This window comes from Streptomyces angustmyceticus (genome assembly GCF_040701845.1).
GTDB classification, from domain to species: Bacteria; Actinomycetota; Actinomycetes; order Streptomycetales; family Streptomycetaceae; genus Streptomyces; species Streptomyces angustmyceticus_A.
Window position 1 is genome coordinate 37,721 of the sequence record NZ_JBFBHQ010000002.1, and the last position, 25,032, is coordinate 62,752.

The following is a 25,032-nucleotide window of genomic DNA, read 5'->3' on the forward strand; positions in this document are numbered from 1 at the left end:
CGCCGCGACCCGGCCGCCGCATTCTGCGCCGGCTAGGTCACAGGCCCGCCGCCGCCGTGCAGCGGCGGCCGGCGACGCGGTGAGGAAGGACTTCCCATGAAGGCACTCGTGTTGGCCGGCGGGCTGGGCAGCCGGCTGCGCCCGTTCAGCCATTCCATGCCCAAGCAGCTGATCCCGATCGCCAACCGCCCGGTGCTCGTCCATGTGATGGCGGAGCTGCGCGCCCTCGGCGTGACCCAGGCCGGCGTGGTGGTCGGGGACCGGGGCGAGGAGATCGTGGCCGCGCTCGGCGACGGCACCGGCCTCGGCGTCGAGCTCACCTACATCCGGCAGCACGCACCGCTCGGCCTGGCGCACTGCATCACCATCGCCCAGGGCTTCCTCGGTGACGACGACTTCGTGATGTACCTGGGCGACAACATGCTCACCGACGGCGTGGCGGACATCGCCCGGCAGTTCCGGGCCGACCGGCCCGCCGCCCAGGTGGTGGTGCACAAGGTGCCGGACCCCCGGGCGTTCGGGGTCGCCGAGATCGACGAGAACGGCCGGGTGGTGCGGCTCGTGGAGAAGCCCGCCGAGCCGCGCAGCGACCTCGCGATGACCGGCGTCTACTTCTTCACCCCGGCCGTGCACGAGGCGGTCGCCGCCATCGAGCCCAGTGCCCGCGGTGAACTGGAGATCACCGACGCGCTGCAGTGGATGGTGTCCCGCGGCGCGGAGGTGCGGGCGCGGATCTACTCCGGTTTCTGGAAGGACACCGGAAAGATCGAGGACGTCCTCGACTGCAACCGTGAACTCCTCGACCGGCTCGCGCCGTCGATGCGCGGCACGGTGGACGGGGCGAGCGAGGTGTGCGGCCCGGTGGTGATCGAGGAGGGTGCGCGCGTCGTCCGTTCCCGCCTCACCGGCCCGGTCATCATCGGCGCGGGCACGGTGGTCGAGGACAGCCACGTCGGCCCGCACACCTCCATCGGCCGGGACTGTGTGCTGACCGCGGCGGAGGTGGAGTACTCCATCATGCTGGACGGCGCCACGGTCCGGCGCGTCGGTGGTGTCCGCGGCTCGGTCATCGGCCGGGACGCGACGGTCACCTCGGCCGTCCGCACCCGCTGCTCCCGTCTCGTCGTCGGCGACCACTCCAGCGTCGAGGTCGCCGCCTGAGGGATGGGTGAGCGTTCCCCGGCCGGGGGCGCGCTCACCCACCTCGCACCGCGGCCGACGGGAGCGCACAACCCGACCGCTGCCACCCGGCTGTCGGATGGCCACGGCAGCCGTCCGGCATGCCCACCGGGGCACGTCGCCGCGCCGCCGTGCGGGCGCGTCGCCCTCTCTCCCCGTACCCCGCGCCGGCAGTGCCTGCGCCGGCCTGTGACGGCCCGCGCCCGGCCGCCCCGCCGCTCCCGCCCCACCGGCTTGAGCGGCCCTCCATCCCCGCTCCACCCCGCCGCCCGACCGTGACCGCTCCGAGCCGCCTGACCGAGAGCGGCGTGAGTCAGGGAGACGGAGGGGCCATGGCCGACCAGCGTTTCCAGCTCTACGACACCACCCTGCGCGACGGAACGCAGCAGGAGGGCATGGTGCTCACGGTGGAGGACAAGCTCGCCGTCGCGCGCCATCTGGACGCCTTCGGCGTCGGTTTCATCGAGGGGGGATGGCCGGGAGCGGTCCCCAAGGACACCGAGTTCTTCCGTCGCGCCGCACAGGAACTCCAGCTCCGCAACGCCCGGTTGACCGCCTTCGGCGCGACCCGCAAGCCGGGTGCCATGGTGTCCAACGACCCCCAGGTGCGCGCCCTGCTCGCCGCGGGCACCGAGGTGGTGACCATCGTCGCCAAGAGCCACCCGCGCCATGTCGAACTGGCCCTGCGCACCACGCTCGCCGAGAACCTCGCCATGATCGGCAGCACGGTGCGCTTCCTCGTGCACGCCGGCCGGCGGGTCTTCGTCGACGCCGAGCACTACTTCGACGGCTACCGCCTCAACCGCGAGTACGCCCTGGAGGTGGTGCGGATCGCCGCCGACGCGGGGGCGGAGGCGGTGGTGCTGTGCGACACCAACGGCGGGGGACTGCCGGACCGGATCGGCGCGGTCGTCGACGACACCCGCGCGGCGACCGGGGTCCGCCTCGGCATCCACTGCCACGACGACTCCGGCTGCGCGGTCGCCAACACCCTCGCCGCCGTCGACGCCGGCGCCGACCACGTCCAGGGCACCGCCCACGGATACGGCGAACGCTGCGGCAACGCGGACCTGTTCACCGTCACCGCCAACCTGCTGCTCCAGCGCGGACTGGAGGTGGTCTCCCTGGAACAGCTGCGGGAGATGACCCTCTCCGCCGGGTCCATCGCCGAACTGACCGGCATCCCGGTGCGCGCCGCCGCCCCGTACGTCGGCGCGGGCGCGTTCACCCACAAGGCCGGGCTGCACGCCTCCGCGCTGCGCGTCGACCCCGGCCTCTACCAGCACGTCGACCCGGCGCTGGTCGGCAACGCGATGCACACCCTCGTCTCCGACATGGGCGGCCGCTCCTCCGTGGAGCTCAAGGCCCGCGAACTGGGCTACGACGTCGAGGCCGGCTCCGAGCCGGTCGCCCGCGCCGCCGCCCGCATCAAGGACCTGGAGATGCGCGGGTACAGCTTCGAGTCGGCCGACGCCTCCTTCGAACTGCTCCTGCGCGAGGAACTGCAGGGAGCCGTCGCCGGATCGCTGGAGTGCCCCTTCGACGTCGAGACCTGGCGGGTCGGGGTGGACCGGCGGCCCGGCGGCGGCACCCGCACCCGGGCCTCGGTGCGGCTGCGGGTCGACGGGGTCCCGCTGAGCGCCGCCGGCGAGGGCAACGGACCGGTCAACGCCCTGGACCGCGCGCTGCACACCGCCCTCGACCCGTTCTTCCCGGAGCTCGGCGCGCTGGAGGTCGTCGACTACCGGGTACGGGTGCTGCCCGGCAGTGCCGGGGCGGGCGACGGCAGCGGCGCGGCCGCCCGGGTGCTGGTCACCTTCAGCGACGGGCAGCGCCGCTGGGGGACCGTCGGCGTGGACGAGAACACCGTCGCCGCGTCCTGGCGGGCCCTGCTCGACGCGGTCCGTTACGTGCTGCTGTCCGGTGCGCGGACCGGCGGTGAGCGCCGCCGGGCACTGCCGACCGCCGCCGTTGCCGACTGAATCCGCCGGGGCGCCGCCGGACACCCGGCCGCGCCGGCCGCGAACCACACTCCAGGAGTGGCTGTGCGAGTGGACGACATCTTCATCCGGGGGACCGCGACCAGGCTGCCCTCCTCCTTACCGATCGCCGACGCCGTCGCCGACGGAAGCTGCCCGCCCCAGGTGGCCCGGGCCACCGGCATGCTGGCGGTGGCCCATTCACCGGACGAGTCGGCCGCCGAGATGGGCGCGGCGGCCGCCCGGGAGGCCCTCGCCAGGGCCGCGTCCGCCCCGGGCGACATCGCGCTGATCCTGCACGCCGACACCTACCACCAGGGCCAGGACCTGTGGCCGGTCGCCTCGTACATCCAGCGCGAGGCGGTCGGCAACACCTGCCCGGCCATCGAGATCCGCCAGATGTCCAACGGCGGGATGGCCGCCCTCGACCTGGCCACCGCCTACCTCACCGCGGCCGCCGGGCGCCGCGACGCCCTGCTCAGCGCCGCCGACCGGTTCTGCGCGCCCGGCATCGACCGCTGGCGCACCGACCCCGGCACCCCCTACGCCGACGGCGCGAGCGCCCTGGTGCTCTCCCGGCAGGGCGGCTTCGCCCGGCTGCGGTCGCTGGCGCTGCTCGCCGACCCCGAACTGGAGCCGATGCACCGCGGCGACGAACCCTTCGGCCCGGCCCCCTTCAGCCACCGCACCCCGGTCGACTTCGAGGAGGCCAAGCGCGTCTTCGTCGGCCGGGTCGGCATGTCCTTCGCGATCAGCCGCGCCAATGCCGGCCAGCGCACCGTCGTCAAACAGGCCCTGGCGGACGCGGACCTGGAGCTGGCCGAGGCGGAGTGGGTGGTGCTGCCGCACTTCGGCCGCCGCCGGCTGGAGGCCATCTACTACCGGCCCTACGGCATCGACCCGGCCCGCACCACCTGGGAGTGGAGCCGCACCGTCGGCCACCTCGGCGCCGGTGACCAGTTCGCGGGCCTGGACCACCTCGTCACCTCGGGCCGGGCCAGGCCCGGCGACCGGCTCGTGCTCATCGGCGTCGGCGCCGGCTACAGCTGGGGCGCCGCCGTGGTGGAGATCTGCGACCGCCCCGCCTGGGCAACGGCCTGAGCCCGCCCGGCGGGGTGACTCCCCGGCCGGCCGCCGCCCTCCCCCCCTGGCCCCGGTCCGGCCCGCCGCCGGTCCGGGCACCGTCCGACCCGCGCTCCAGCTCCGCTCAAGTCCCCCCTGCCAGTCTGCTGCCGCCGCCTGCGCGGCGCGTAACGAAGGGAAGGTCCGCCGTGGCGCCGACCGTCACCACCACCGGCACAACCCATGTCACCGAGCACACCGTCACGGTCGCCGCCCCGCCCGGCACCGTCTACGCCCTGGTCGCCGACGTCACCGCCTGGCCGCAGGTGTTCGGGCCGACCGTGCACGTCGAGGTGCTGGAGGAGGCCCGCGGCGAACAACTGCTGCACATCTGGGCGTTCGCCAACGGCGAGGTGCGCAACTGGACCTCCCGCCGCACCCTCGACCCCGCCGCCCACACCATCACCTTCCGCCAGGTCGTCTCCGCCGCGCCGGTGGCGTCGATGGGCGGCACCTGGCGGATACGGCCCGACGACGACGGCGGCTGCCGGGTGGTGCTGCTGCACGACTACCGTGCCGTCGGCGACGACCCGGCCGCCGTCGCCCTCATCGAGCAGGCGGTCGACCGCAACAGCCGCGCCGAACTGGAGGCGCTGAAGAACGCCGCCGAACTCGCCGGCCGGTGCCAGGAGACCACCTTCACGTTCAGCGACTCGGTGGAGGTCGACGGGTCCGCCGCCGACGTCTTCGCCTTCCTCGACCGCGCCGACCGGTGGCCCGAGCGGCTGCCGCACGTGGCGCGGCTCCGGCTCACCGAGGACGAACCGGGCCTCCAGCACCTGGACATGGACACCCGCAGCCCCGACGGCTCCACCCACAACACCACGTCCGTGCGGATCTGCTTCGCCGACCGTGCGGAGATCGTCTACAAGCAGCTGCGGGTGCCCGTCGCCATGGCCGGCCACACCGGCCGCTGGGAGATCACGCCGCAGGGCACGGGCGTCACCGCCACCTCCTGGCACACCGTCACCCTCGATCCGGAGGGGGTGCGCCAGACGCTCGGACCCGGGGCGACGCTCGAAGAGGCCCGCACCCTGGTGCGCAAGGCACTGGGGACCAACAGCTCGACCACGTTGCGCCACGCCAAGCAGTTCGCGGAGGAAGCACATGCCCGGACGTGACCTCAACGGGCCCGTCACCGTCATCAACCGGTTCCGCGTCAAGGGCGACACCGGCACGTTCGAGCGGGAGTTCCACGAGCACTCCCAGTTCCTGCGCCGCCAGCGCGGGTTCGACTTCCTGGTCACCGTCCGGCTCGTCGAGCAGGCGCAGACGTATGTGCACCTGGGGCACTGGCGCAGCCTGCGGGACTTTCTGGACGTGGTCCACGACGACACCTTCCTCGACCGGGTGCGCCGCCTCGGAGCGCTGGTGGAGACCGAGGCCGACCAGGCCGTCAGCGTGGGGCGCACGCTCCACGACGACGCCGCCGTCGGCGACGCGGACGTCGTCCTCCTCCACGCCAGGGTCCGCGGCTCCGGCGACGAGTTCGAGCGCCGCTTCGGGGAACTGACCCGGCGCTGGGCCCGGCTCGACGGCTTCGGCGGCAGCGACCTGCTGCGCTCCACCCTCAGCCCCACGACCTACGTCGGGCTGTCGTGGTGGCGGAACGGCGATGCCTGCGTCTCCGCGCTGGCCGACCCGCAGGCCGGCGACCGGCTGAGGGACGTCTCCGAGATCGCCGACGTCACCACCGAACGCACCGTGCACATGGCCTACCAGCGCGTCATCGGCTGACGCCGCACCCGCGCGCACCGCAGGAGCCGAGGACCCACCGGTCCTCGGCTCCGGCCGTTCCCGCCCCACAGGGTCCGCGTATAGCGATCTTCCCGGGCGGACACGAGCGCCCTTCGAGCGCCGCGGCGCATCCTGCGGGCATGGCCAACGACATACGGTTCACCGTGGTCCGGGGGAGACCGGACGAGGCCGAACTCGCCGCCGTCACCGCGGTGTTGCTCGCCGTGCTGCGGGCCGGCGAGAGCGCCGGACCCGGGGCCGGCGAGCCGCCGGTGCCCCGCGCCGGATGGGGCCGCGCGAACCGCCCGCGCCGCGCACCCGTCGGCTGGTCCACGCCATGACCCCGCGGCCGCCGCGCGCACCGCACCACCGGCACCCGCACCCCGCCGGCGGAGCCGCGCCCGGCGACCGCACCGCACCGCCGCAGGGGCCGACCGGGGCCCGTACACCACGACATGGGAGGGGGAGGCGTTGAACGGCAACCACGACTTCGCCCAGCTCGTCCGCTCCAGGGCCGCCCAGACGCCCGACCGGGAAGCACTGATCGTGCTGCCCGAGTACGAGGGCCGGGCACAGCCCGAAGTGGTGACCTACCGTGCGCTGGACGAGGGCGCCCGCCGCCTGGCCGGCTGGCTGCAGGACCGCGGCGCGGCCGGCGAACGGGTGCTGGTCGTGCACAGCGACCGCCGGCTGTTCGCCATCAGCTTCCTGGCCTGCCTCTACGCCGGCGCACTCGCCGTCCCCGTACCGCCGCCCGACGGCCGCGGCCACCTCGAAGCCCGCCTCGCGGGCATCGTCAAGGACGCCGCGCCGCTCCTCGCACTGGCCGACGGAGCCGGTGCGCCGGACGTCTCCCGGCTGCTCGCCCGGCACGGCCACGGCCACATCCCCTGCCTCGCCACCGAGGTCGTCCCCGCCTCCGGGGCCTGGCAGGAACCGGATCTGCCGGGCGACACGGTCGCCTTCCTCCAGTACACCTCCGGCTCCACCCGCGAACCCCGCGGCGTGATCGTCACCCACGACAACCTCCTCGCCAACCAGCGGGCGATCAGCCGGGTGCTGCACACCTTGCCCGGCGCCCGCCTCGGCGGCTGGCTGCCCTTCCACCACGACATGGGCCTGATCGGCCAGTTGCTGCACCCGCTGTGGCTCGGCGGCAGCAGCGTGCTGCTCTCGCCCGAGGCGTTCGTCCGCCGCCCGGCGCGCTGGCTGGAGGCGATCGGGCAGCACCGCGTCACCGTCAGCGGCGCCCCGGACTTCGCCTACGACCTGTGCGTCCGGCGCGTCACCGACGAACAGCTCGCCGGCCTGGACCTGTCCGGATGGGAGATCGCGGTCAGCGGCGGCGAGCCGGTGCGCCCGGCCACCCTCCGCGCCTTCGCCGAACGGTTCGCCCCGGCCGGCCTGCGCCCCGGGGTGCTCACCCCCTGCTACGGCCTGGCCGAGGCCACCCTGCTGGTGTCCGGCGCCCCGGCCGGCACCGAGCGCCGCGAACTGACCGCCGACGCCACCGCCCTGGAGGCGCATGAGCTGCGGGCCCCCGCCGAGGACGCACCGCGCCGTCTGCTCGCCGACTGCGGCGAGCCCGCCGACGGCACCCTGCTGATCGTCGACCCGGCCACCCGCAGGCCGCTCCCCGACGGCCGCATCGGCGAGATCTGGCTGCGCGGCGACAGCGTCGCCCGCGGCTACTGGCGCCGCCCCGCCGAGACCGCCGCGGCCTTCGACGGCACCACCGCGGCCGGCCAGGGCGGCCACCTGCGCACCGGCGACCTCGGCACCCGCGAGGACGGCCGGCTGTATGTGACCGGCCGGCTCAAGGACATGATCGTGGTGGCCGGCCGCAACCTCTATCCGCAGGACCTGGAGACCACCGTCCAGCGCCTCAGCGCCCTGTTCGGCGCCGCCACCGCCTTCGTGGTCCCCGGCGAGCGCGAACGCGTCGTCGTCGTGCAGGAGTTGCGGGCCGGCAGTCGTTACGACACCGACCTGGCCGCGCTCACCTCCGCGGTCGGGGCGGCCCTCACCGACGAGTACGACGTACGGGCCGGTGCGGTGCTGCTGGTGCGGCCCGGGACCGTCCGCCGCACCACCAGCGGCAAGGTCGAACGCGCCGCGATGCGCCGGCTGTTCCTCCAGGGCGAACTGCGGCCGCTGCACCAGCAGATCGAGCCCGAGGTCCAGCAGCTGCTGCCGGCCGGGAGCCTGCGGTGAGCGGCCCGGCGCAGGACCGCATCGACCGGCTGGAGTCCGCCTTCGGCCCGCTGGACGACCCCGGCAACCCGTGCGGCCAGGACGCCCTGCTCGCCGCGGACTCGGCGGGCGAGGCACCGGCAGCGGCCGAAGCGGTGCTGGACTCCTTCGCCTTCGACGCCGAGTTCGTGCCCGAACACCACGGCGGGCGGCTGGCGCGGATGGACGTCCTGGGCCGGGTGCTGCGCCCGGTCTTCCGCCGCGACGCCTCCCTGGGCTTCGGCTACGGACTCAACTGCTTCTTCGCGGCCGTTCCGGTGTGGACCGGGGGCACGGACGAGCAGTGCGCGCTGGCCGCCCGGCTGCTGCTCGACGGCCGGCGGATCGCGGTCGCCCGGCACGAGGTCGCCCACGGCAACGCGTTCGTCCGCGAGGAGTTCGCCGCCGAGCCCGTCGCGGAGGGCCTCCGGCTGCACGGCAGCAAATCCGTCATCGCCAACGCCGCCCGCTCCGCGGGGCTGGTGGTGTTCGCGCGCACCGGCGAGACCAGGGGCCGCACCCACTCGGTGCTGCTGCTCGACCGCGACCGGCTGCCCGCGGGGCGGGTGCGGAACCTGGGCCGCCGCGCCACCAACGGCATGCGCAGCACCGACTTCAGCGGACTGAGCATCACCGACTGCGTCGTCCCGCACGAGGCGCTGGTCGGCTCCCTCGGCGACGGCTACGAACTGAGCCTGCGCTCCTCCCTCGTCATCCGGGGCCTGATCCCGTCCATCGTGCTGTCCGGCGCCGACACCGCGCTGCGCACCGTCGCCCGGTTCGCCACCCGGCGCCGCGCCGACGGCCGCTCCTCGCTCGACGTACGGCACGTACGGGACGTGCTGACCGGCGCGTTCCTCGACCTGCTGCTCAGCGACTGCCTGGCCGCCGTCGCCACCCGGGCGCTGCACCTGCTGCCCCGCCAGATGAGCGCCTACGCCGCCGCTGCCGCCTACCAGGCCCCCAAGCTGCTGGCCGAGTCCATGGACGAGATGTCGGCGGTGCTGGGCAAGGCGACCTTCGCCGAGGCGGGTGCGTACGCCATGTTCCAAAAGCAGCTGCGGGACCTGCCGGTCACCTCGCTCGGACACGCCGGCAGCGCCGGCCGGCAGGTCAGCCTGCTGCCGCAGCTGCCGTACTTCGCCCGCAACGCCTGGTTCGCCGACCCCGAGGCACCGGCCGCGCTCTTCCGCATCCACGACGGACTGCCGCCGCTGGACCTGTCGCAGCCGGCGCTGCTGGGCGACGGCGATCCGCTCGCCGCGACCCTGGTGGCCTGCACCGACCGGCTGGAGGGCACCGCGGACGCGTCCCGGGACGGCACCCTGCGGTTCCTCGCCCGCGCCTTCACCAGCGAACTCGCCGACCTGCGCAAGGCGTTCACCGACATCGCCCCCGACGACCGCAAGGCGCTCGCCAGCCCGCACGCCTTCGGCCTGGCCGACCGCTACTCCCTGGTGCTGACCGCGGCCGCCTGCCTGGGCGTGTGGCACGAACAGCAGGCCGGCACCGACGCCTTCCTCGCCGACCCGTCCTGGGCGACCGCCGCGCTCTACCGCCTCGGCCGCCGCCTGGGCCTGCCGCTGCCCGACCGCCCGGCCGCGGACGAGGAACGCGTACTGGCCGAGGTGCTGGCCCGGCTCCACGGCCGCCGCAGCTACGACCTGTACGGATCCGCGCTGGCCTGACCACCCGCGCACCCCGTCGCCGTACCGACGTACCCGACCTGCCCCGAGGAGCCCGCCATGCACAACACGCCCCCGTCCACCCCGCCGAACGAACCGGACTACGAGGGCTGGCTCACCGCGCGCCTGCGGCACTACCTCGGCCGACCGGTCGCGGCCGACGTCGCCTTCGCGGAGTACGGGCTGGACTCGGTGGCGGCGCTCAGCCTCTACGGCGACATCGAGGAGGAGTTCGGGCCGCTGATCGACCCCACCGACATCTGGGACTACCCCACCGTGCGGGAACTCACCCGCTACCTCCAGCTCCGCGACATCCGGCCCTGCGGCGGCCGGCGGATCCGCGCCGCTTTCGTTTTCACCGGCCAGGGCTGCCAGCACCCGGGGATGACCGCCGGCCTGTACATGCACTCCACCGGCTACCGAGGCTACCTCGACGAGGCCGCCGACGTCCTGCGCCCCTACACCGGCCGGTCCGTCGTCGACCTCATCCTCAGCGGCGACCGCCGCATCCACCGGACCGCCTTCACCCAGCCCGCGCTGTTCGCCGTGCAGTACGCCCTCGCCCGCACCCTGGAGGAGGCCGGGGTACGGCCGGTCGCGGTGCTCGGCCACGGCATCGGCGAGTACGCCGCGGCCACCGCCGCGGGGGCGCTGCCGCTCGCCGACGCCGCCAAACTCGTCGCCCTGCGCGGGGCGTTCATGCAGTACCTGCCGTCCTCGGACGGCGGCATGATGGCCACCTGCGCCGCGCCCTACGAGGCGACCGAGGCGATCGCCGGTGAGCCGGGCGTCGTCATCGGCGCGGTCAACGCCGCCCGGGCGACCGTGCTGTCCGGGGAACGCGCCGGCCTCGAACGGGTCCGCGGCCGGCTGGAGGAACGGGGCATCCGCTGCACCCTGCTGGAGGTCTCGCACCCCTTCCAGTCGCCGCTGATGGAGCCGATGCTGCCGCGCTTCGAGGCGGTCGCCCGCCGGCTGCCCGGCGGCGCCCCGCAGCTGCCCTACTACTCCACCGTCCACGGCAGGCTCACCACCCAGCCGCTCTACGCGCCGTATTGGAGCCGGCAGATCACCGCCCCGGTCCGGTTCGCCGACGCGGCACGGCAGCTCCTCGACCAGGAGACGCCCAGCCATGTCGTGGAGATCGGCCCGCGGGTGGTGCTCACCCCGTTCGTCCGGAGGATGGGCGGTTCGGCCGGCCCGGTCTGCCTGGGAGTGTGCCGCGGCCCGGAGAGCAACGCCGTCGACCTGGCCGGCGTGCTGTCCGCCCTGGACGCGGGCCCGCTGTCCGACCCCCTGGTACGGGCCTGACATGGCACCGGCGTCCCCCGCTGCCGGGCCCCCGCCGTGCCGCCCCCGGGCCGTCGCCGGACCGCAGGGACCGTGGCACACCGTCCATGACGACCTGTCCGCCACCGGTGTGGTCCTCGTCTACGGGCTGCTGGCGCAGTGGCTGCCGCACATCCAGGACGTGGCGCGGGTGCGGCCCGTCCTCGGCCGCGACTGGCAGCGCTACCAGACCCTGACCCACCCCCGGGCCAAGGAACGGTTCCTGGCCTCGCGGCTGCTGCTGCGCCACGCCGCCGCGGTGGCCATCGAGACCGCGCCGGACCTGGTGGACCTGGCCTACCAGCCCGGCGGCCGGCCCTTCGTGCGCGGGTGCGACCAGATCGACATCAGCCTCAGCCACACCGAGGAGGTGATGGTGGTGGGCATCACCAGCCGCGGGCGGGTGGGCGTCGACGTGGAGCTGGCGGCCCGCCGGATGGCCGGCACCGGCTCGGAGGCGCAGGGCTGCACCCCCTTCGAGCGGCAGCGGCTGGACGCGGCCGACGGCCGGGACCGCAACGACACGCTGGTGCGGCTGTGGACGCTGAAGGAGGCGTACAGCAAGGCGCTGGGGCAGGGGCTGCGGTTCCGCTTCACCGAGTTCGGCTTCGCCCTGGACGGCACCTGGGCCCGGCTGGTCGGGCCCGACGGGCGGGACGCGGGCGCCGACGACTGGGTCTTCGCCACCTTCGCCGTCGAGGGCAAGTACGTGGTCAGCGCCGCCGTGCAGGACGCGGGGTTCGGCGACGGCACCGACCTGTCCGTCCAGACGGCCCTGGACGCCGGACTGCTGGACGCCCTTTTGGACACGACCGGCTGACCCCGCGCCGGCCCCGTCCCCGCCGCCGGAGGCCGCCGTCACGGGATCCAGCCGGCCTCCTCGGCGATCCGGACCGCATCGATCCGGTTGCGCGCGTTGAGCTTGGCGACGATCGCCGTGAGGTAGTTGCGGACGGTCCCCTGCGACAGGAACAGGCAGCCGGCGATCTCCGCGGCGTCCGCGCCGCGCGCGGCCAGCCGCAGCACCTCCAGCTCGCGGGGCGAGAGCGGGTTCTCCGGGGAGTCCCAGGCGGCCAGGGCCAGTTGGGGGTCGATCACCCGCCGCCCCGCCGCCACGCTCCGCACCGCCTGGGCGAGCTGGTCGGGCGGCGCGTCCTTGAGCAGGAAGCCCGTCACCTGCGAGGCCAGCGCGCGGCGCAGGGTCCCCGGGCGGCCGAGGCTGGTGAGGATCAGCGTGCGGCAGTCCGGGAGGCGCTGGTGCAGTTCCGCGGCGGCGGTCAGCCCGTCGATGCCCGGCAGGTCGATGTCGACGACGGCGACATCGGGCCGGCTGGCGAGCGCGGCTTCCACGATCTTGTCGCCGCGGTCGACGGACGCGATCACCCGCAGGTCCGGTTCCAGTTCCAGAAGGGCGATGAGCGCACCGCGGATCATGTGCACGTCCTCGGCGAGCAGGATCTTGACGGCGAGCATGGCAGGTCTCCCCCGGCCGGCAGGTGCCCGGCCGCGGCCGGGCAGTCATCGATCAGGCCGCGGGTCTCGCGGCCATCCGGTCTTGCGTGGTGCGCGCGGCGATCGGCCGCGTCGGCGCCTCGGCCATCATCCGGAAGCAGCCGTCCCGTGTCCGTTCCGCCTCCAGCCGCCCGCCGACCGCACCGAGCCGGGCCTTGAGATTGCCGATGCCGCTGCCGCTGTGGGGGGAGAGCGCGGGCAGGTCGTCGGGCACGCCGTCGTTGGTCAGGGTCAGCGTCACGCGCTCCTCTTCCGTGACGGCGCTGATGTGGCAGGTCTCGACCTTGCTGTGGCGGAGGATGTTGGTGACGCCCTCGCGCAGGGCCGTCGCGAGCACGGTGTCTATGACCGGGTGCAGCCGTCCGCAGGCGATCTCGACCTCCGCCCGTACGTCCGCCGAGGCCAGGATCGCCGCGGCCGACTCCGCCTCCGCGGCGAGCGACATGTCACGGTACCCACTGGCCACCATGCGCACATCCGACAGCGCCTGACGGGAGATGTCCAGCAGCGAGGCGACCTCCTCGCGCGCCTGCTCCGGCCGGCCGGGCACCAGCCGGTAGATCAGCTCGCTCTTCAGCGTGATCGCCGAGAGGCTGTAGCCCAGCAGGTCGTGCAGGTCCCGGGAGAAGCGCAGCCGCTCCTGCGAGACGGCCAGCCGGGCGAGTTCGGCGCGTGAGCGGTGCACCTCCTGGACGAGGTCGGTCAGCCGGGACAGGCCGTAGATCACCAGGCCCGTGAAGAGCGTCGACAGCATCAGATAGGACGTCTCCAGCCAACTGAGCGACACCACCAGCTGGAAGGAGGCGGGCACGGCGACGGTGGCCGCGAACGGGATCCACGCCCGCGGGAACGGCACCAGCAGGAGAATCGATCCCGCCAGCGGACCGGTCATGCTGACCCAGGTGCGGTGGAAGATCAGGACGGGCGCGTAGGTGAACACCGCCTGGGTCAGCAGCATCAGGACCCGGGTCCGCGTGGTCCAGCGCTGGGCCCGGGAGGAGGAGTGCAGGAACTGCAGGAAGAACACGGCCAGGACGATGGCCACCGACGCCGCCAGCGTCGGCATATTGGCGCTGTACTCGAGGGAGTTGAGCGAGACCACGATCGACAGGCAGAGCAGGACCACGATGGTGATGGTCCGGGCGAGCCGCGGGGCCGGCAGGTCACGGTCGGGCAGCCCTGCGGGCCACCGCGATCGCTGTGGTAACGGCTCCGCGCCGGCACCGGACGGAACGCCGGTGACACCCATGTATGCCCCCCGTGCCTTGGCTGCGCGGCTCTCGGACGTGAAGCATAGTATGGCCCAAACCCGCGTCCTGACCGTCCGTGGAGCGGGTTTTGCGGAGGTGGGCGGGGCCTCTGGCATATGGCCCGCGGGCCGTCGTGCGGGCCCTTCTACACGAAGAGCGGGACGGGGTTGAGGTCCTCGTAGCGGGTCCGGCGCGACAGCCGCCCCTCGGCCACGGGAACGTCGAAGAGCCTGCCGGGGGCGAACCGCGCCCAGAAGTGCCGCAGCCCCGGAACCAGCACCGCCACCACCGGAATCCCGACGTCCGGCCTGGTCTGGTCCAGGACCAGCATCTCCAGCCCCCGCGCGGCCACCAGTTGCTTCGCCGCCTCGATGTCGTCGCGCAGATCCGCCCGCGGCCGGTAGCCGTAACTCCCCGGTGTACGCGCGCTCTGCCCGCCGTCCGGCAGCAGATACGGCTGCCCGGCCACCGTCGCCCCGGTCCACCACGCGAGCAGATCACGGTCCCGGGTGAGGTACCCCGTGCCGTCCTCGCGGGCGCCCAGCACGGGCGGCAGCAACTGGTTCATCTCGGTCAGGGCGCGGCGCAGCGCCAGCCGCGGGTCGAAGTGCGCGCCGAAGCCGAAGGTGATGTCCTGCGCGGCCTTGTCCCGCCGCCGGGAGACGGCCGCCACCACCGGAACGCCGAAGTCCGAGGTGAGGTCCAGGGCCCACACCTCGCGGTGCAGATCCCGTTCGTAGGCCGTGCGCAGCCCGGCGATCCACGGCTCGTCGAAGGCGGCGAGGTCCACCGCGGCGTGCCGGGTCCGGTTGTACCACCACTGGGCGACCGCGTCCCGCTCCACCAGCTCCAGGAAGCCCTGCACGACGGCGTCCTCCAGGCTGCTGCCGGCCGCGCGGCCGTTGGAGTCGGCCGGCACGGCGGGCGGCCTGCCGTCCGGGCCGGGGCCGAAGTACAACAGCGAAGTGGGCAGCAGGCGTTGACGTCCGTGGGTCAGCGACCACACCGGGGTCCACTCGGTGGGGGCGGTGGTGTCGAAGGGAGCGGCGATCCGCTGGAGCGGCGAGGCGGTCGCGTTCCACCGCGCGCGGTCCCGGAACTGCCGCGCGGCCCACAGCTGGCAGCGATTGGGGTGCAGCGCGTCGCCGCCCAGCGCCCGCAGCGAGTCCCGGATCACCGGCTCATCGCCCTGACGCGTCCCCGAATAGCGCTCCACGGCCTCGCACAGCGCACTGACCTGTGCCTCCACCGCGGTCACGCCCTTGCCGCCGCTGAGGCTGCGCAGTCCGCCGCGCAGCCAGCCCAGCCCGCCGCCGAGCGCCACGTTGTGCCCCGAGGTGTAACAGTGCAGCGCGCCAGGGGCGTTGTCCGCCCGCCGGATCTCGCTGACGACGCCGGTCACCGGGCCGACCAGGTGGCCGTGGCGCGCCAGCATCTGCTCGGGGGGCAGCGCCCGGTGGTTGCCGCCGCCGTGCGCGGCCTTGGGGCGGGAGACCGGCACCACCGGCCGGCACACCGTCAGCGCCACCAGCGCCGGGTCACCGCAGGCCGGGCACTGGGGTCTTCGGTGCACGGCGTGGTGGCGGGTGTGCAGCGTCAGGGTGTCCAGCGCACAGATCGCGTCATGGCTCTCCCGCCGCACCCCGCCCAGCCAGGTCGCCGCCATCAGCACGGCCAACTGCAGGCCCATCGCGCGCCCGGCGGCCAGCGAGGCCTCGGGCGCCGCCACCGGGCGGTGGGCCCCCAGGGCGCGCTGCACCGCGAGTTCGCCCCGCCGGTGACCGCGCAGCCGATGGGCCAGACAGTGCCAGCAGGCCCCTTCCCGCGGCCGGAAGACCGGCCCGGCCCACGGCTCGGCGCCGCCGGTCCGCACCGGGAGCCAGGGCCGGCCCTGCGCCCGGTGCCAGGTGTCGACGGCCGCCAGGTCCGGGGCCAGATAGTCGTCGCAGAGCACCAGGGAGAGATCCGCCGTGCCCGCGGACGGGCCGCCGCCGGGGCCGGGCGCGGCCACCGTGAGGCCGGATTCGGCGCATGCGGCGCGCAGCGGATCGGCCGCACCCCGGCCCACGGTCAGGATCTCGACCGTCGGCCGGCGGCGCGGCGGCGCGGACCGCAGGCCGGAGACCTCCGCCAGGTCCCAGAACGCCGCGGCCGCACCGTCGCAGGGCGCACCGGGCGCGGTGCGGTAGCCGATGAGCCCGGCCGTCGCCAGCTCGGCCACCACCGCGCCGGCCTGCACCGCGGGCAGCTCGCGGGCCGCCTCCGTCAGCAGTTCCGACAGCGTCCGCGTGCCGTCGAGCAGCGGCGCGACGACCTCGGCGGGCCGCCCGAACAGTGCGGTGACCCCTCGTTCGGACAGCAGGTAGGTGGCATCGTCGGGCACCACCTCGGCACGCAGATGGCGGCGGAAGCCGACGAAGGGCTCCGTGGTCTCCACGGCGTCAGACGGCGTACGGGATACCGGTCAGCAGCGCGGTGGCCGTGGCGTCCGGCCGTCCCAGATCCTCGATGACGAGCGCGGGCGCGGTGTAGACGGGCTCCGCGCCCAGCAGCCCGAACTCGGCGAACACGGCCGCCGGGTCGGTGGTGTAGCGGCGCTTCAGGTCGGGCTCCAGGCCCGCGCGGGCCACGAGTTCGGCGAAGCGGGAGAGATCGGCGGCGTCGGCCGCGGGGCGGGCAGGCATGGTCCGGTGCATCGCGGGCATGTGACTGTTCCCTCCGTTGTCGGATGGGCCGTCCAGGGTGGCCTGAACTGCTCGGCACGACGGCCCGGCGTCCGGTGAGGCAGTATTCTGCGGGCGCCGGAGGCAGGGCCCCAGTGCCTGGTTCACCACATCGGCATGACATTTTCATGATTGTGCTCATGAGTGGCTCACTGGGCTCGCGCGCTCCCCGGTGCGAACCTCGCTTGAAGCTCGAGATGACCCGCGGCCCCGTGGCCGGCGGTTGTGACTCACGAGGGGAGAGCACTCATGGAAATCAAGGTTCTGGGCCCGCTGACCGCCCACGAACACGGTGTCTCGCTGGTGCCCAGCGCCGCCAAACCGCGGCAGATACTCGCGCTGCTCGCCCTGCAGGGCGACCATGTGGTGACCGTGCCCACGCTGATGGAAGAGATCTGGGGGCAGAACGTGCCGCGCAGCGCGGCCACCACCCTGCAGACCTACATCCTCCAGCTGCGCCGCAAGATCGCGGTGGCCCTGGACGGCGACCCCGTGCGGAACGCCAAGGAAGTCCTGGTCACCCAGCACGGCGGCTACCTCCTCCAGATCCAGCCCGGCCAGGTCGACGTCCAGGAGTTCGAGCAGCTCGCCCTGTCGGGACGCGGCGCCTACGACGCCCACGACTACGCCGCCGCCTCCGCCCTGCTGGGCAAGGCGCTGGCCGTCTGGCAGGGGCCCGCGCTGGTCGACGTGCCCGTGGGCGGGGTGCTGGAACTGGAGGTGCTCCGGCTGGAGGAGGACCGGATGGCCTGCCTGGAACGCCGGATCGACGCCGACCTCAAGCTCGGCCGGCACACCGAGGTGGTGCCCGAACTCTGCTTCCTCGCCGCCCGGAACCCCATGCACGAGAACTTCTGCGCCCAGCTGATGACCGCGCTGCACTGCTCGGGCAGCTCCTGGCGTGCCCTGGAGGCGTACCAGCGGCTGCGCGAGGCGCTCGTCGGGGAGCTCGGCATCGAGCCGTCGGCCCGGCTCCAGCAGCTCCAGCACGCGGTGCTGTCCGGCGACATCGGCCTCGGACAGTCGCTGACCGCCACCGGCTGACGGCGGACCCCGGCCGCCGCCGGGCGGGCGGGCCGCGCCCGACCGCGGCGCCGCCGCGCTCTCCAGCGGAGTTCGAGCCGGCGTTCCTACGTTCGGCCGATGACGATCCTTCAGGAAACCGCGACGCCGCCGCTGACCCCGCCGCGCCCCGACCTGGGCCGCGCCACCGACGAGCTGCACCGCCTCAAGGAGGAGGTCGGCCGGGGCCCCGACGCGGCCGCCACCCGCCGCCAGCACGCCAAGGGCAAGCTGACCGCGCACGAACGGCTGGAACTCCTCTTCGACGACGGCACCTTCACCGAGATCGAACCGCTGCGGCGGCACCGCGCCACCGGCTTCGGCCTGGAGTCCCGCAAGCCGCACGGCGACGGCGTGATCATCGGCTGGGGCCTGGTGCACGGCCGCACCGTCTTCGCCTACGCCCACGACTTCCGGGTGTTCGCCGGGGCGCTGGGCGAGGCGCACGCGACGAAGGTGCACAAGGTCATGGACCTCGCCGAGGCGTCCGGCGCCCCGCTGGTCTCGCTCAACGACGGCGCGGGCGCCCGCATCCAGGAAGGCGTCACCGCACTCGCCGGCTACGGCGGGATCTTCCGCCGCAACGTCCGCGCGTCCGGGGTGATTCCGCAGATCTCCGTGATGCTCGGCCCGTGTGCCGGCGGCGCGGCCTACTCCCCGGCGCTGACCGACTTCGTGTTCATGGTGCGCGAGACCGCCCAGATGTTCATCACCGGGCCGGACGTCGTCCAGGCCGTCACCGGGGAGAAGATCACCCACAACGGTCTGGGCGGCGCCGATGTGCACGCCGAGACCTCCGGCGTCGCCCACTTCGTCTTCGACGACGAGGCCGCCTGCCTCGAAGAGGTGCGCTGGCTGCTGTCGCTGCTGCCCCGCAACAACCGTGAACTCGCCGCGCCCGTACGGGGCGAGGACCCGGCGGACCGGCGCACCGACGCGCTCACCGGCCTGGTCCCCGCCGACCCCGGCCGGGCCTACGACATCCGCGCGGTGATCGAGGAGATCGTCGACGACGGCGAGTACCTGGAGGTGCACGAGGGCTGGGCCCGCAATGTGGTGTGCGCCCTGGCCCGGATCGACGGGCGGACCGTCGGCGTGATCGCCAACCAGCCGAACACCCTGGCCGGCGTGCTGGACATCCACGCCTCGGAGAAGGCCGCCCGCTTCGTCACCACCTGCGACGCCTTCAACATCCCGCTGGTGACACTGGTGGACGTGCCCGGGTTCCTGCCCGGCGTCGACCAGGAGCACGGCGGCATCATCCGGCACGGCGCCAAGCTGCTGCACGCCTACTGCAACGCCACCGTGCCCCGCATCTCCCTCGTGCTGCGCAAGGCCTACGGCGGCGCGTACATCGTCATGGACTCCCGGTCCATCGGCGCCGACCTGTCCTTCGCCTGGCCCACCAACGAGATCGCGGTGATGGGCGCCGAGGGCGCGGCGAACGTCGTCTTCCGCCGCGAGATCGCCGCGTCCCCCGACCCGGACGCCACCCGCGAGCGGCTGGTCAAGGAGTACAAGTCCGAGCTGATGCACCCCTATTACGCGGCCGAGCGCGGCCTCGTCGACGACGTCATCGACCCCGGCGACACCCGGCGCGTGCTGGCGCGGTCCCTGGCCATGCTCCGCGAGAAGAAGGCCGACCTGCCCGACCGCAAGCACGGCATCGTCCCGACCTGAGACCGCCCGCACCGCGCTGACCAGCGCCTACGGCACTCCCGTCGGCAGATCCACGCACATACGAGCGGGTATCGAGGCGAGGGCCGAACCATGGCGGGGCCGACAGCGGGGGAGCGCCACCAGCGGCCGCCGAAGCTGTCCGCCGCGGCGGCGGGGCGCTCGGGTGGATCCCCGCCCGGCCCCGGCCGCCGGGCTCACCGAGAGCGGACCGACCGAAGGGAACACCGTGGCCCGCAACGTTCCGTCAGGCCCGTACCCGCAGGGGTACCCGGCCCCGTCGAAGGCGAGGTAGCGGCGATGCGCAGAGTCGCCATCACAGGACTCGGGGCCGTGGCGCCCGGGGGAGTCGGCATCAAGAACTACTGGGACCTGCTGACCGCCGGCCGGTCGGCGACCCGCACGATCACCTTCTACGACGCCTCCCCGTTCCGCTCGCGGGTCGCCGCCGAATGCGACTTCGACCCCGCGGCCGCCGGGCTGACGCCCCAGGAGATCCGCCGGCTGGACCGTGCCGCGCAGTTCGCGGTCGTCTCCGCCCGCGAGGCGCTCGCCGACAGCGGCCTGGAGACGGCCGGTGTCGACCCGGGCCGGATCGGCACCTCCCTGGGCAGCGCGGTCGGCTGCACCACCAGCCTGGAGCGCGAATACGTCGTCGTCAGCAACGGCGGACGCAGCTGGCAGGTCGACCACACCTATGCGGTCCCCGAGCTCTACCGGCACTTCGTGCCCAGCTCGATGGCCGCCGAGGTCGGCATGGCGGCCGGCGCCGAGGGCCCCGCGGCCGTCGTCTCCACCGGCTGCACCTCCGGCCTCGACTCCCTCGGCCACGCCGTCGAGCTGATCCGGGAGGGCACCTGCGACGTCATGATCGCCGGCGCCACCGAGGCCCCCATCTCCCCGATCACCTCCGCCTGTTTCGACGCCATCCACGCCACCACCCCGCGCAACGACACCCCGGAGAGCGCCTGCCGGCCCTTCGACCGCACCCGCAGCGGGCTGGTCCTGGGCGAGGGCGCCGCCGTCCTGGTCCTGGAGGAGCTGTCGAGCGCACGGGCGCGGGGTGCCCACATCTACGCGGAGATCGCCGGGTTCGCCGCGCGCTGCAACGCCTACCACATGACCGGACTCAAGCCGGACGGCCGGGAGATGGCCCAGGCCATCGACGCCGCCCTGGCCGAGGCCCGGATCGACCCCACCGCCCTCGACTACATCAACGCCCATGGCTCCGGCACCAAGATGAACGACCGGCACGAGACCGGCGCCTTCAAGCGCAGCCTCGGCGCACACGCCCACCGCACCCCGGTCAGCTCCATCAAGTCCATGATCGGGCACTCGCTCGGCGCGATCGGCTCGCTGGAGATCGCCGCCTGCGCGCTGGCCATGGAGCACTCGGTGCTGCCGCCCACCGCCAACCTGCACGAGCCCGACCCCGAACTCGACCTGGACTACATCCCGCTCACCGCCCGCGAGCAGAAGACCGACACCGTCCTCAGCGTCGGCAGCGGATTCGGCGGATTCCAGAGCGCGATGGTGCTGGCCCGCCCGGAGAGGAGCGCCGTATGACCGCCACGACCGTGGTGACCGGCATCGGCATCACCGCGCCCAACGGCCTGGGCACCGAGGACTACTGGAAGGCCACCCTGGACGGCCGCTCCGGCATCGGCCCGGTCACCCGCTTCGACGCCTCGCAGTACCCCGCGACGCTGGCCGGCGAGGTCCCCGGGTTCGTCGCCGAGGAGCACATCCCCAGCCGGCTGATGCCGCAGACCGACCACATGACGCGCCTCGCCCTGACCGCCGCCGCCTGGGCCATCGACGACGCGGGGGTCGACGCGGCGGCCCTGCCCGAATACGGCATGGGGGTGGTCACCGCCGCCTCGGGCGGCGCCGTCGAGTTCGGCCAGCGCGAACTGCAGAACCTGTGGAGCAAGGGCAAGGAGTACGTCAGCGCCTACCAGTCGTTCGCCTGGTTCTACGCCGTCAACACCGGCCAGATCTCCATCCGGCACAAGATGCGCGGCCCCAGCGGGGTGCTGCTGACCGAACAGGCCGGCGGCATCGACTCGCTCGGCCACGCCCGGCGGCACATCCGCAAGGGCATCCCGCTGGTCGTCGCCGGCGGCGTCGACGCGGCCCTGTGTCCCTGGGGCTGGGTGCCGCAGCTCGCCTCCGGGCGGATGAGCACCGTCGGCGACCCCGCCCGTGCCTTCCTGCCGTTCTCGCCGGAGGCCTGCGGATACGTGGCCGGGGAGGGCGGGGCGATCCTCGTCACGGAGGACGCCGGCAGCGCCTGCGACCGCGGCGCGCGGCAGATCTACGGCGAGATCGCCGGGTACGCCGCCACCCTCGACCCGGCCCCCGGCACCGGCCGCCCGCCCGGTCTGGGCCGGGCCGCGCGCCAGGCGCTGGCCGACGCCGGTCTCGCGCCCGCCGACATCGATGTGGTCTTCGCCGACGCCGCGGGCGTACCGGAAGCGGACCGGGAGGAGGCCGAGGCGATCACCGCCCTCTTCGGTCCGCGGGCCGTACCCGTCACCGCCCCCAAGACCATGACCGGGCGGCTGCTCGCCGGCGGCGCGGCCCTGGACGCGGCCACCGCGCTGCTCGCCCTCCGCGACGGCGTCATTCCCCCCACCGTCAACGTGGCCGCCCCGGCCACGGACTTCCCCCTCGATCTGGTCACCGGCTCACCGAGGGAGCAGGACCTGCGCGCCGCGCTGGTGCTCGCCCGCGGCCACGGTGGCTTCAACGCGGCCCTCGTCGTACGACGGCATGCCGCGACGACGGACCCGGCATCCGGCCGGAACGACTGAGAGGACACGCCATGCCCATCACCACCACCCACGTCACCCTCACCGACCTGACCCGGATGCTGCGGGAGAGCGCGGGCGAGGAGGAGGGCGTCGACCTGGACGGCGACGTCATCGACACGCCCTTCATCGAGCTGGGCTACGACTCCCTCGCCCTGCTCCAGGTGATCGGCGAGATCCAGCGGGAGTACGGCGTGGAGATCCCGGACGACGCGGTCGTCGACGCCGAGACCCCGCGCGCCCTGCTCGACCTCATCAACGCCGGCACCGCGCCGGCCGCATGATCAGGCGTCGAAGGCGGCCATCCCGGTTCCCCCGGCCGGACGGGCCGCCTTCGGCGCCGCTCCCCGAGGAGTGAGGCTGCCTGGTGGCGGGTGCCCGCACCACCGCCGGCCCCCGCCACGCAGGCTCCCCGTCCCGTACCCCTCGTCGTGCCGCAGCCCTCCCCGTGCCGTCCCGTCCGCGCCCCACCGCCCGGCGGACCGCCCGTCCGGCGTCCGCCCGCCGCGCACCACCCGCCCCACGCGCCATGTGCACCCGCCCGGAAGGAGGGCACCCATGTCTCTCGCCAACCAGACCGCGGTGACCAGAAGGCTGGAGATCACGCCCAAGTCACCACCCCTCACGGGCGAGACGGACCCTCCGGCCGCCACCGCCACCGAGGACGACACAGCGGCCCTCGCCACGACCGCCGCCCCCGCCGCGCCCGACTCCTCCGGCGCCCCCGAGGGCTCCACCGCCGCCCCGGCCGGCGTCATCGATACCGTCACCGACGCCGACTTCCGCACCGTCCCCGACGCACCCGCCGCCCGCGCCCTCCCGCCCAGCGCCGTCACCGCCGTGCTGCACGCCTTCGGCGGCCGGTCCCGCGAACTGCCGCCCCGTACCGTCGTGTTCATCGGCTCCACCGCCCCGCTCACCGCCCTCCCCGCCGCGTACGAGGGCATCCCGGTGCGCACCGCGCCCTCCCCCGCCCACGCCCTGCACCTGGCCCACCACGAACTCCAGGCCCAGCGCGCCGACCTGGCGTTGGTTGCGGGCTTCCAGGAGCCCCTGGGCCGGGCCGTGACCGTGCAGACCCTCCGGCGGGCGGCCGAAGCGGTCGCCGCCGACGACAGTGTGCTGGGGGTGCTGGACTTCGACGGCTGTGCGGGGCCGGCGGACGAGCCGGTCCTGCGGCCGTCCCGGCACAGCCGCCGGCTCACCGACCCCGCGGCGCCCCGCCTGCTGCTGTGGTCCGGGGGCAACGCGGCGGAGGAACAGCGCGTACGGCGCGAACTGGCGCCGCTGCTCGACGGGTTGTTCCCGGAGGCGTTCCCCGCCCTGCCGGCCACCATGCCCTGCGGCCAGGCCCCCGGGCCGGTCCGCGCCGGAGCCGTCACCACCGCCGAGCGGGCCCCCGCCGCGGTCGCCGCGGCCCGCGCCGTGCACGCGCCCCGCCCCCGCCCGGTCGCCCTGCTCTTCCCCGGCCAGGGCTCCCAGCACACCGCGATGGCCGCCGGACTCTACGGCCGGGAGCCGGTCTTCACCGCCGCCGTCGATGCCGTACTGGAGCTGATGGGCCCGGAGGGGCCCGCGATCCGCACCGACTGGCTCGCCGACACCCCGGCCCTCGCCATCGACGACGTCCGCCGCGCCCAGCCCCTGCTCTTCGCGGTCGACTACGGCCTGGGGTGCATGATGCTCAGCTGGGGCATCCGCCCGGCCGCCCTGCTCGGCCACAGCGCCGGCGAACTGGTCGCCGCGGTCCTCGCCGGGGTGGTGCCGCTCAGCACCGCGGTCGCGATGATGCGCGAGCGGGTCGTCGCGGCGGTACGGATCCCCCCGGGCGGCATGCTCGCGGTGGCCGCCGGCGCCGACGCCCTGCGTCCGTATCTGCGTGCCGATGTGGTCGTCGCCGCGGTCAACGCCACCAGCCAGACCATGCTGGCCGGGTCGACCGCGCCGCTGGCGGAAACGGCCGCCGCGCTGCGCGCCGACGGGCACACCGTCGTCACGGTGCCCGCCACCAGCCCCTTCCACAGCCCGGCCATGGCCCCGGCGTCGGCCGCGGTGGAGCGCGCCTACACCGGCATGCCGTTCCGCGCCCCCGACCTGCCCCTCTACTCCGGCTACACCGGCGGGCCGCTGGGGCCCGACGACGCGGTGAGCCCCCGCTTCTGGGCCCGGCAGATCACCGACCCGGTGCTCTTCCAGCCCGCCCTCGACGAGCTGCTGGCGGCCGACGACATGCTCCTCCTCGAAGCGGGCCCCCGGCAGACCCTCACCGTCTTCGCCCGCCGCCACCGGGCCGTCCGCCTGGGCGCCTCGGCCGTCGTCCCCCTCCTGCCCGCCCGCCCCGTCAGCCCGGAGGCCGACCGGCACGCCGTGCTGACCGCGGCCGGCCGCCTCTGGCAGGAGGGTCACCGGCTCAAGGGGGAGGCCCTGGCCCGCCTCTGGACCTGCGCCGCGGAGGAGGCCCCCACCGCCCCCGCCACCCGGGCCGGCAGCTCCCCGGTGGGCGTCGCGGGCTGAGGCCACCGCGCACGGGGGGACGGCGGGCCCGCGCCGCCCCCCGTCGCGGCTCCCTCGCGCCGGCCCCGCCGGGCAGCGGCACCCCGCCCCGCGCGCTGCCCCCGCGCCCCGCTCCCGCCCAATGGCTTCCTCCTGGCCCGACCGGAGCCCACGGTGCTGTACCAATGGCACAGTCTTCGTGGTCTCTGTTGAGCAATCTGCCGACGGGATGCTCTGAT

General features: G+C 74.4%; 20 protein-coding genes. 16 read left to right on the forward strand and 4 right to left on the reverse strand.

Features of this window, described 5'->3' with window-relative positions:
• The first annotated feature begins 96 nt into the window (after positions 1-96).
• The 10 genes from AB0411_RS04145 to AB0411_RS04190 all read left to right on the forward strand — a co-directional run bounded on the left by AB0411_RS04145 (position 97) and on the right by AB0411_RS04190 (position 12,083).
• Positions 97-1,161 (forward strand): glucose-1-phosphate thymidylyltransferase, encoded by a 1,065-nt coding sequence (locus AB0411_RS04145; RefSeq protein WP_366415676.1) that lies wholly within the window; start codon positions 97-99, stop codon positions 1,159-1,161.
• A gap of 350 nt (positions 1,162-1,511) precedes the next feature.
• Entirely contained in the window at positions 1,512-3,161 is a 1,650-nt protein-coding gene (gene cimA, locus AB0411_RS04150) for a citramalate synthase (protein ID WP_366415677.1), read from the forward strand.
• Between the two features lie 63 nt (positions 3,162-3,224).
• Entirely contained in the window at positions 3,225-4,259 is a 1,035-nt protein-coding gene (locus AB0411_RS04155; protein WP_366416290.1) for a ketoacyl-ACP synthase III family protein, read from the forward strand.
• A 170-nt stretch (positions 4,260-4,429) separates the two neighbouring features.
• Positions 4,430-5,401 carry an aromatase/cyclase gene (locus AB0411_RS04160; RefSeq protein ID WP_366415678.1) on the forward strand — a complete coding sequence of 324 codons (972 nt, stop codon included), beginning with the start codon at positions 4,430-4,432 and terminating at the stop codon, positions 5,399-5,401.
• Positions 5,388-6,017, forward strand: a complete 630-nt coding sequence (locus AB0411_RS04165) for an antibiotic biosynthesis monooxygenase family protein (RefSeq protein WP_366415679.1) — start codon at positions 5,388-5,390, stop codon at positions 6,015-6,017. Before AB0411_RS04160 ends, AB0411_RS04165 begins: the two co-directional genes overlap by 14 nt.
• 140 nt (positions 6,018-6,157) lie before the next feature.
• Positions 6,158-6,358 carry an acyl-CoA carboxylase subunit epsilon gene (locus tag AB0411_RS04170; RefSeq protein ID WP_366415680.1) on the forward strand — a complete coding sequence of 67 codons (201 nt, stop codon included), beginning with the start codon at positions 6,158-6,160 and terminating at the stop codon, positions 6,356-6,358.
• A gap of 130 nt (positions 6,359-6,488) precedes the next feature.
• The gene (locus tag AB0411_RS04175; protein WP_366415681.1) at positions 6,489-8,231 is read left to right on the forward strand and encodes a fatty acyl-AMP ligase; all 1,743 of its coding nucleotides are present in this window, start codon (positions 6,489-6,491) and stop codon (positions 8,229-8,231) included.
• A complete protein-coding gene (locus tag AB0411_RS04180) occupies positions 8,228-9,937 on the forward strand; it encodes an acyl-CoA dehydrogenase family protein (protein WP_366415682.1) in 1,710 nt (569 codons plus the stop codon). Before AB0411_RS04175 ends, AB0411_RS04180 begins: the two co-directional genes overlap by 4 nt.
• Before the next feature lie 57 nt (positions 9,938-9,994).
• On the forward strand, positions 9,995-11,245 hold the full coding sequence (locus tag AB0411_RS04185; protein ID WP_366415683.1) for an acyltransferase domain-containing protein: 1,251 nt from the start codon (positions 9,995-9,997) through the stop codon (positions 11,243-11,245).
• A gap of 1 nt (position 11,246) precedes the next feature.
• Positions 11,247-12,083, forward strand: coding sequence for a 4'-phosphopantetheinyl transferase family protein (locus tag AB0411_RS04190; RefSeq protein WP_366415684.1), 837 nt, complete (start codon positions 11,247-11,249; stop codon positions 12,081-12,083).
• 38 nt (positions 12,084-12,121) lie between these two features.
• Here the strand turns inward: AB0411_RS04190 and AB0411_RS04195 are convergent, their stop codons facing one another.
• The 4 genes from AB0411_RS04195 to AB0411_RS04210 all read right to left on the reverse strand — a co-directional run bounded on the left by AB0411_RS04195 (position 12,122) and on the right by AB0411_RS04210 (position 16,730).
• Positions 12,122-12,736 (reverse strand): response regulator transcription factor, encoded by a 615-nt coding sequence (locus AB0411_RS04195; protein ID WP_086717492.1) that lies wholly within the window; start codon positions 12,734-12,736, stop codon positions 12,122-12,124.
• A 52-nt stretch (positions 12,737-12,788) separates the two neighbouring features.
• On the reverse strand, positions 12,789-14,024 hold the full coding sequence (locus AB0411_RS04200) for a sensor histidine kinase (protein WP_366415685.1): 1,236 nt from the start codon (positions 14,022-14,024) through the stop codon (positions 12,789-12,791).
• A 146-nt stretch (positions 14,025-14,170) separates the two neighbouring features.
• Positions 14,171-16,462 carry a TOMM precursor leader peptide-binding protein gene (locus AB0411_RS04205; protein WP_366415686.1) on the reverse strand — a complete coding sequence of 764 codons (2,292 nt, stop codon included), beginning with the start codon at positions 16,460-16,462 and terminating at the stop codon, positions 14,171-14,173.
• Positions 16,463-16,466: 4 nt separating this feature from the next.
• On the reverse strand, positions 16,467-16,730 hold the full coding sequence (locus tag AB0411_RS04210) for a hypothetical protein (protein ID WP_366415687.1): 264 nt from the start codon (positions 16,728-16,730) through the stop codon (positions 16,467-16,469).
• A 267-nt stretch (positions 16,731-16,997) separates the two neighbouring features.
• Between AB0411_RS04210 and AB0411_RS04215 the strand changes: the two genes are divergently transcribed.
• The 6 genes from AB0411_RS04215 to AB0411_RS04240 all read left to right on the forward strand — a co-directional run bounded on the left by AB0411_RS04215 (position 16,998) and on the right by AB0411_RS04240 (position 24,814).
• On the forward strand, positions 16,998-17,792 hold the full coding sequence (locus AB0411_RS04215; protein ID WP_366415688.1) for an AfsR/SARP family transcriptional regulator: 795 nt from the start codon (positions 16,998-17,000) through the stop codon (positions 17,790-17,792).
• Between the two features lie 99 nt (positions 17,793-17,891).
• Positions 17,892-19,490: an acyl-CoA carboxylase subunit beta gene (locus AB0411_RS04220; RefSeq protein ID WP_366415689.1), complete on the forward strand. Its 1,599-nt coding sequence runs from the start codon at positions 17,892-17,894 to the stop codon at positions 19,488-19,490.
• Between the two features lie 297 nt (positions 19,491-19,787).
• Positions 19,788-21,053 (forward strand): beta-ketoacyl-[acyl-carrier-protein] synthase family protein, encoded by a 1,266-nt coding sequence (locus AB0411_RS04225; protein ID WP_366415690.1) that lies wholly within the window; start codon positions 19,788-19,790, stop codon positions 21,051-21,053.
• Positions 21,050-22,303, forward strand: a complete 1,254-nt coding sequence (locus AB0411_RS04230; protein ID WP_366415691.1) for a ketosynthase chain-length factor — start codon at positions 21,050-21,052, stop codon at positions 22,301-22,303. The genes AB0411_RS04225 and AB0411_RS04230 overlap by 4 nt, the downstream gene beginning before the upstream one ends.
• Before the next feature lie 11 nt (positions 22,304-22,314).
• On the forward strand, positions 22,315-22,584 hold the full coding sequence (locus tag AB0411_RS04235; RefSeq protein WP_260634712.1) for an acyl carrier protein: 270 nt from the start codon (positions 22,315-22,317) through the stop codon (positions 22,582-22,584).
• A 274-nt stretch (positions 22,585-22,858) separates the two neighbouring features.
• On the forward strand, positions 22,859-24,814 hold the full coding sequence (locus tag AB0411_RS04240; protein ID WP_366415692.1) for an acyltransferase domain-containing protein: 1,956 nt from the start codon (positions 22,859-22,861) through the stop codon (positions 24,812-24,814).
• Positions 24,815-25,032 lie beyond the last annotated feature (218 nt).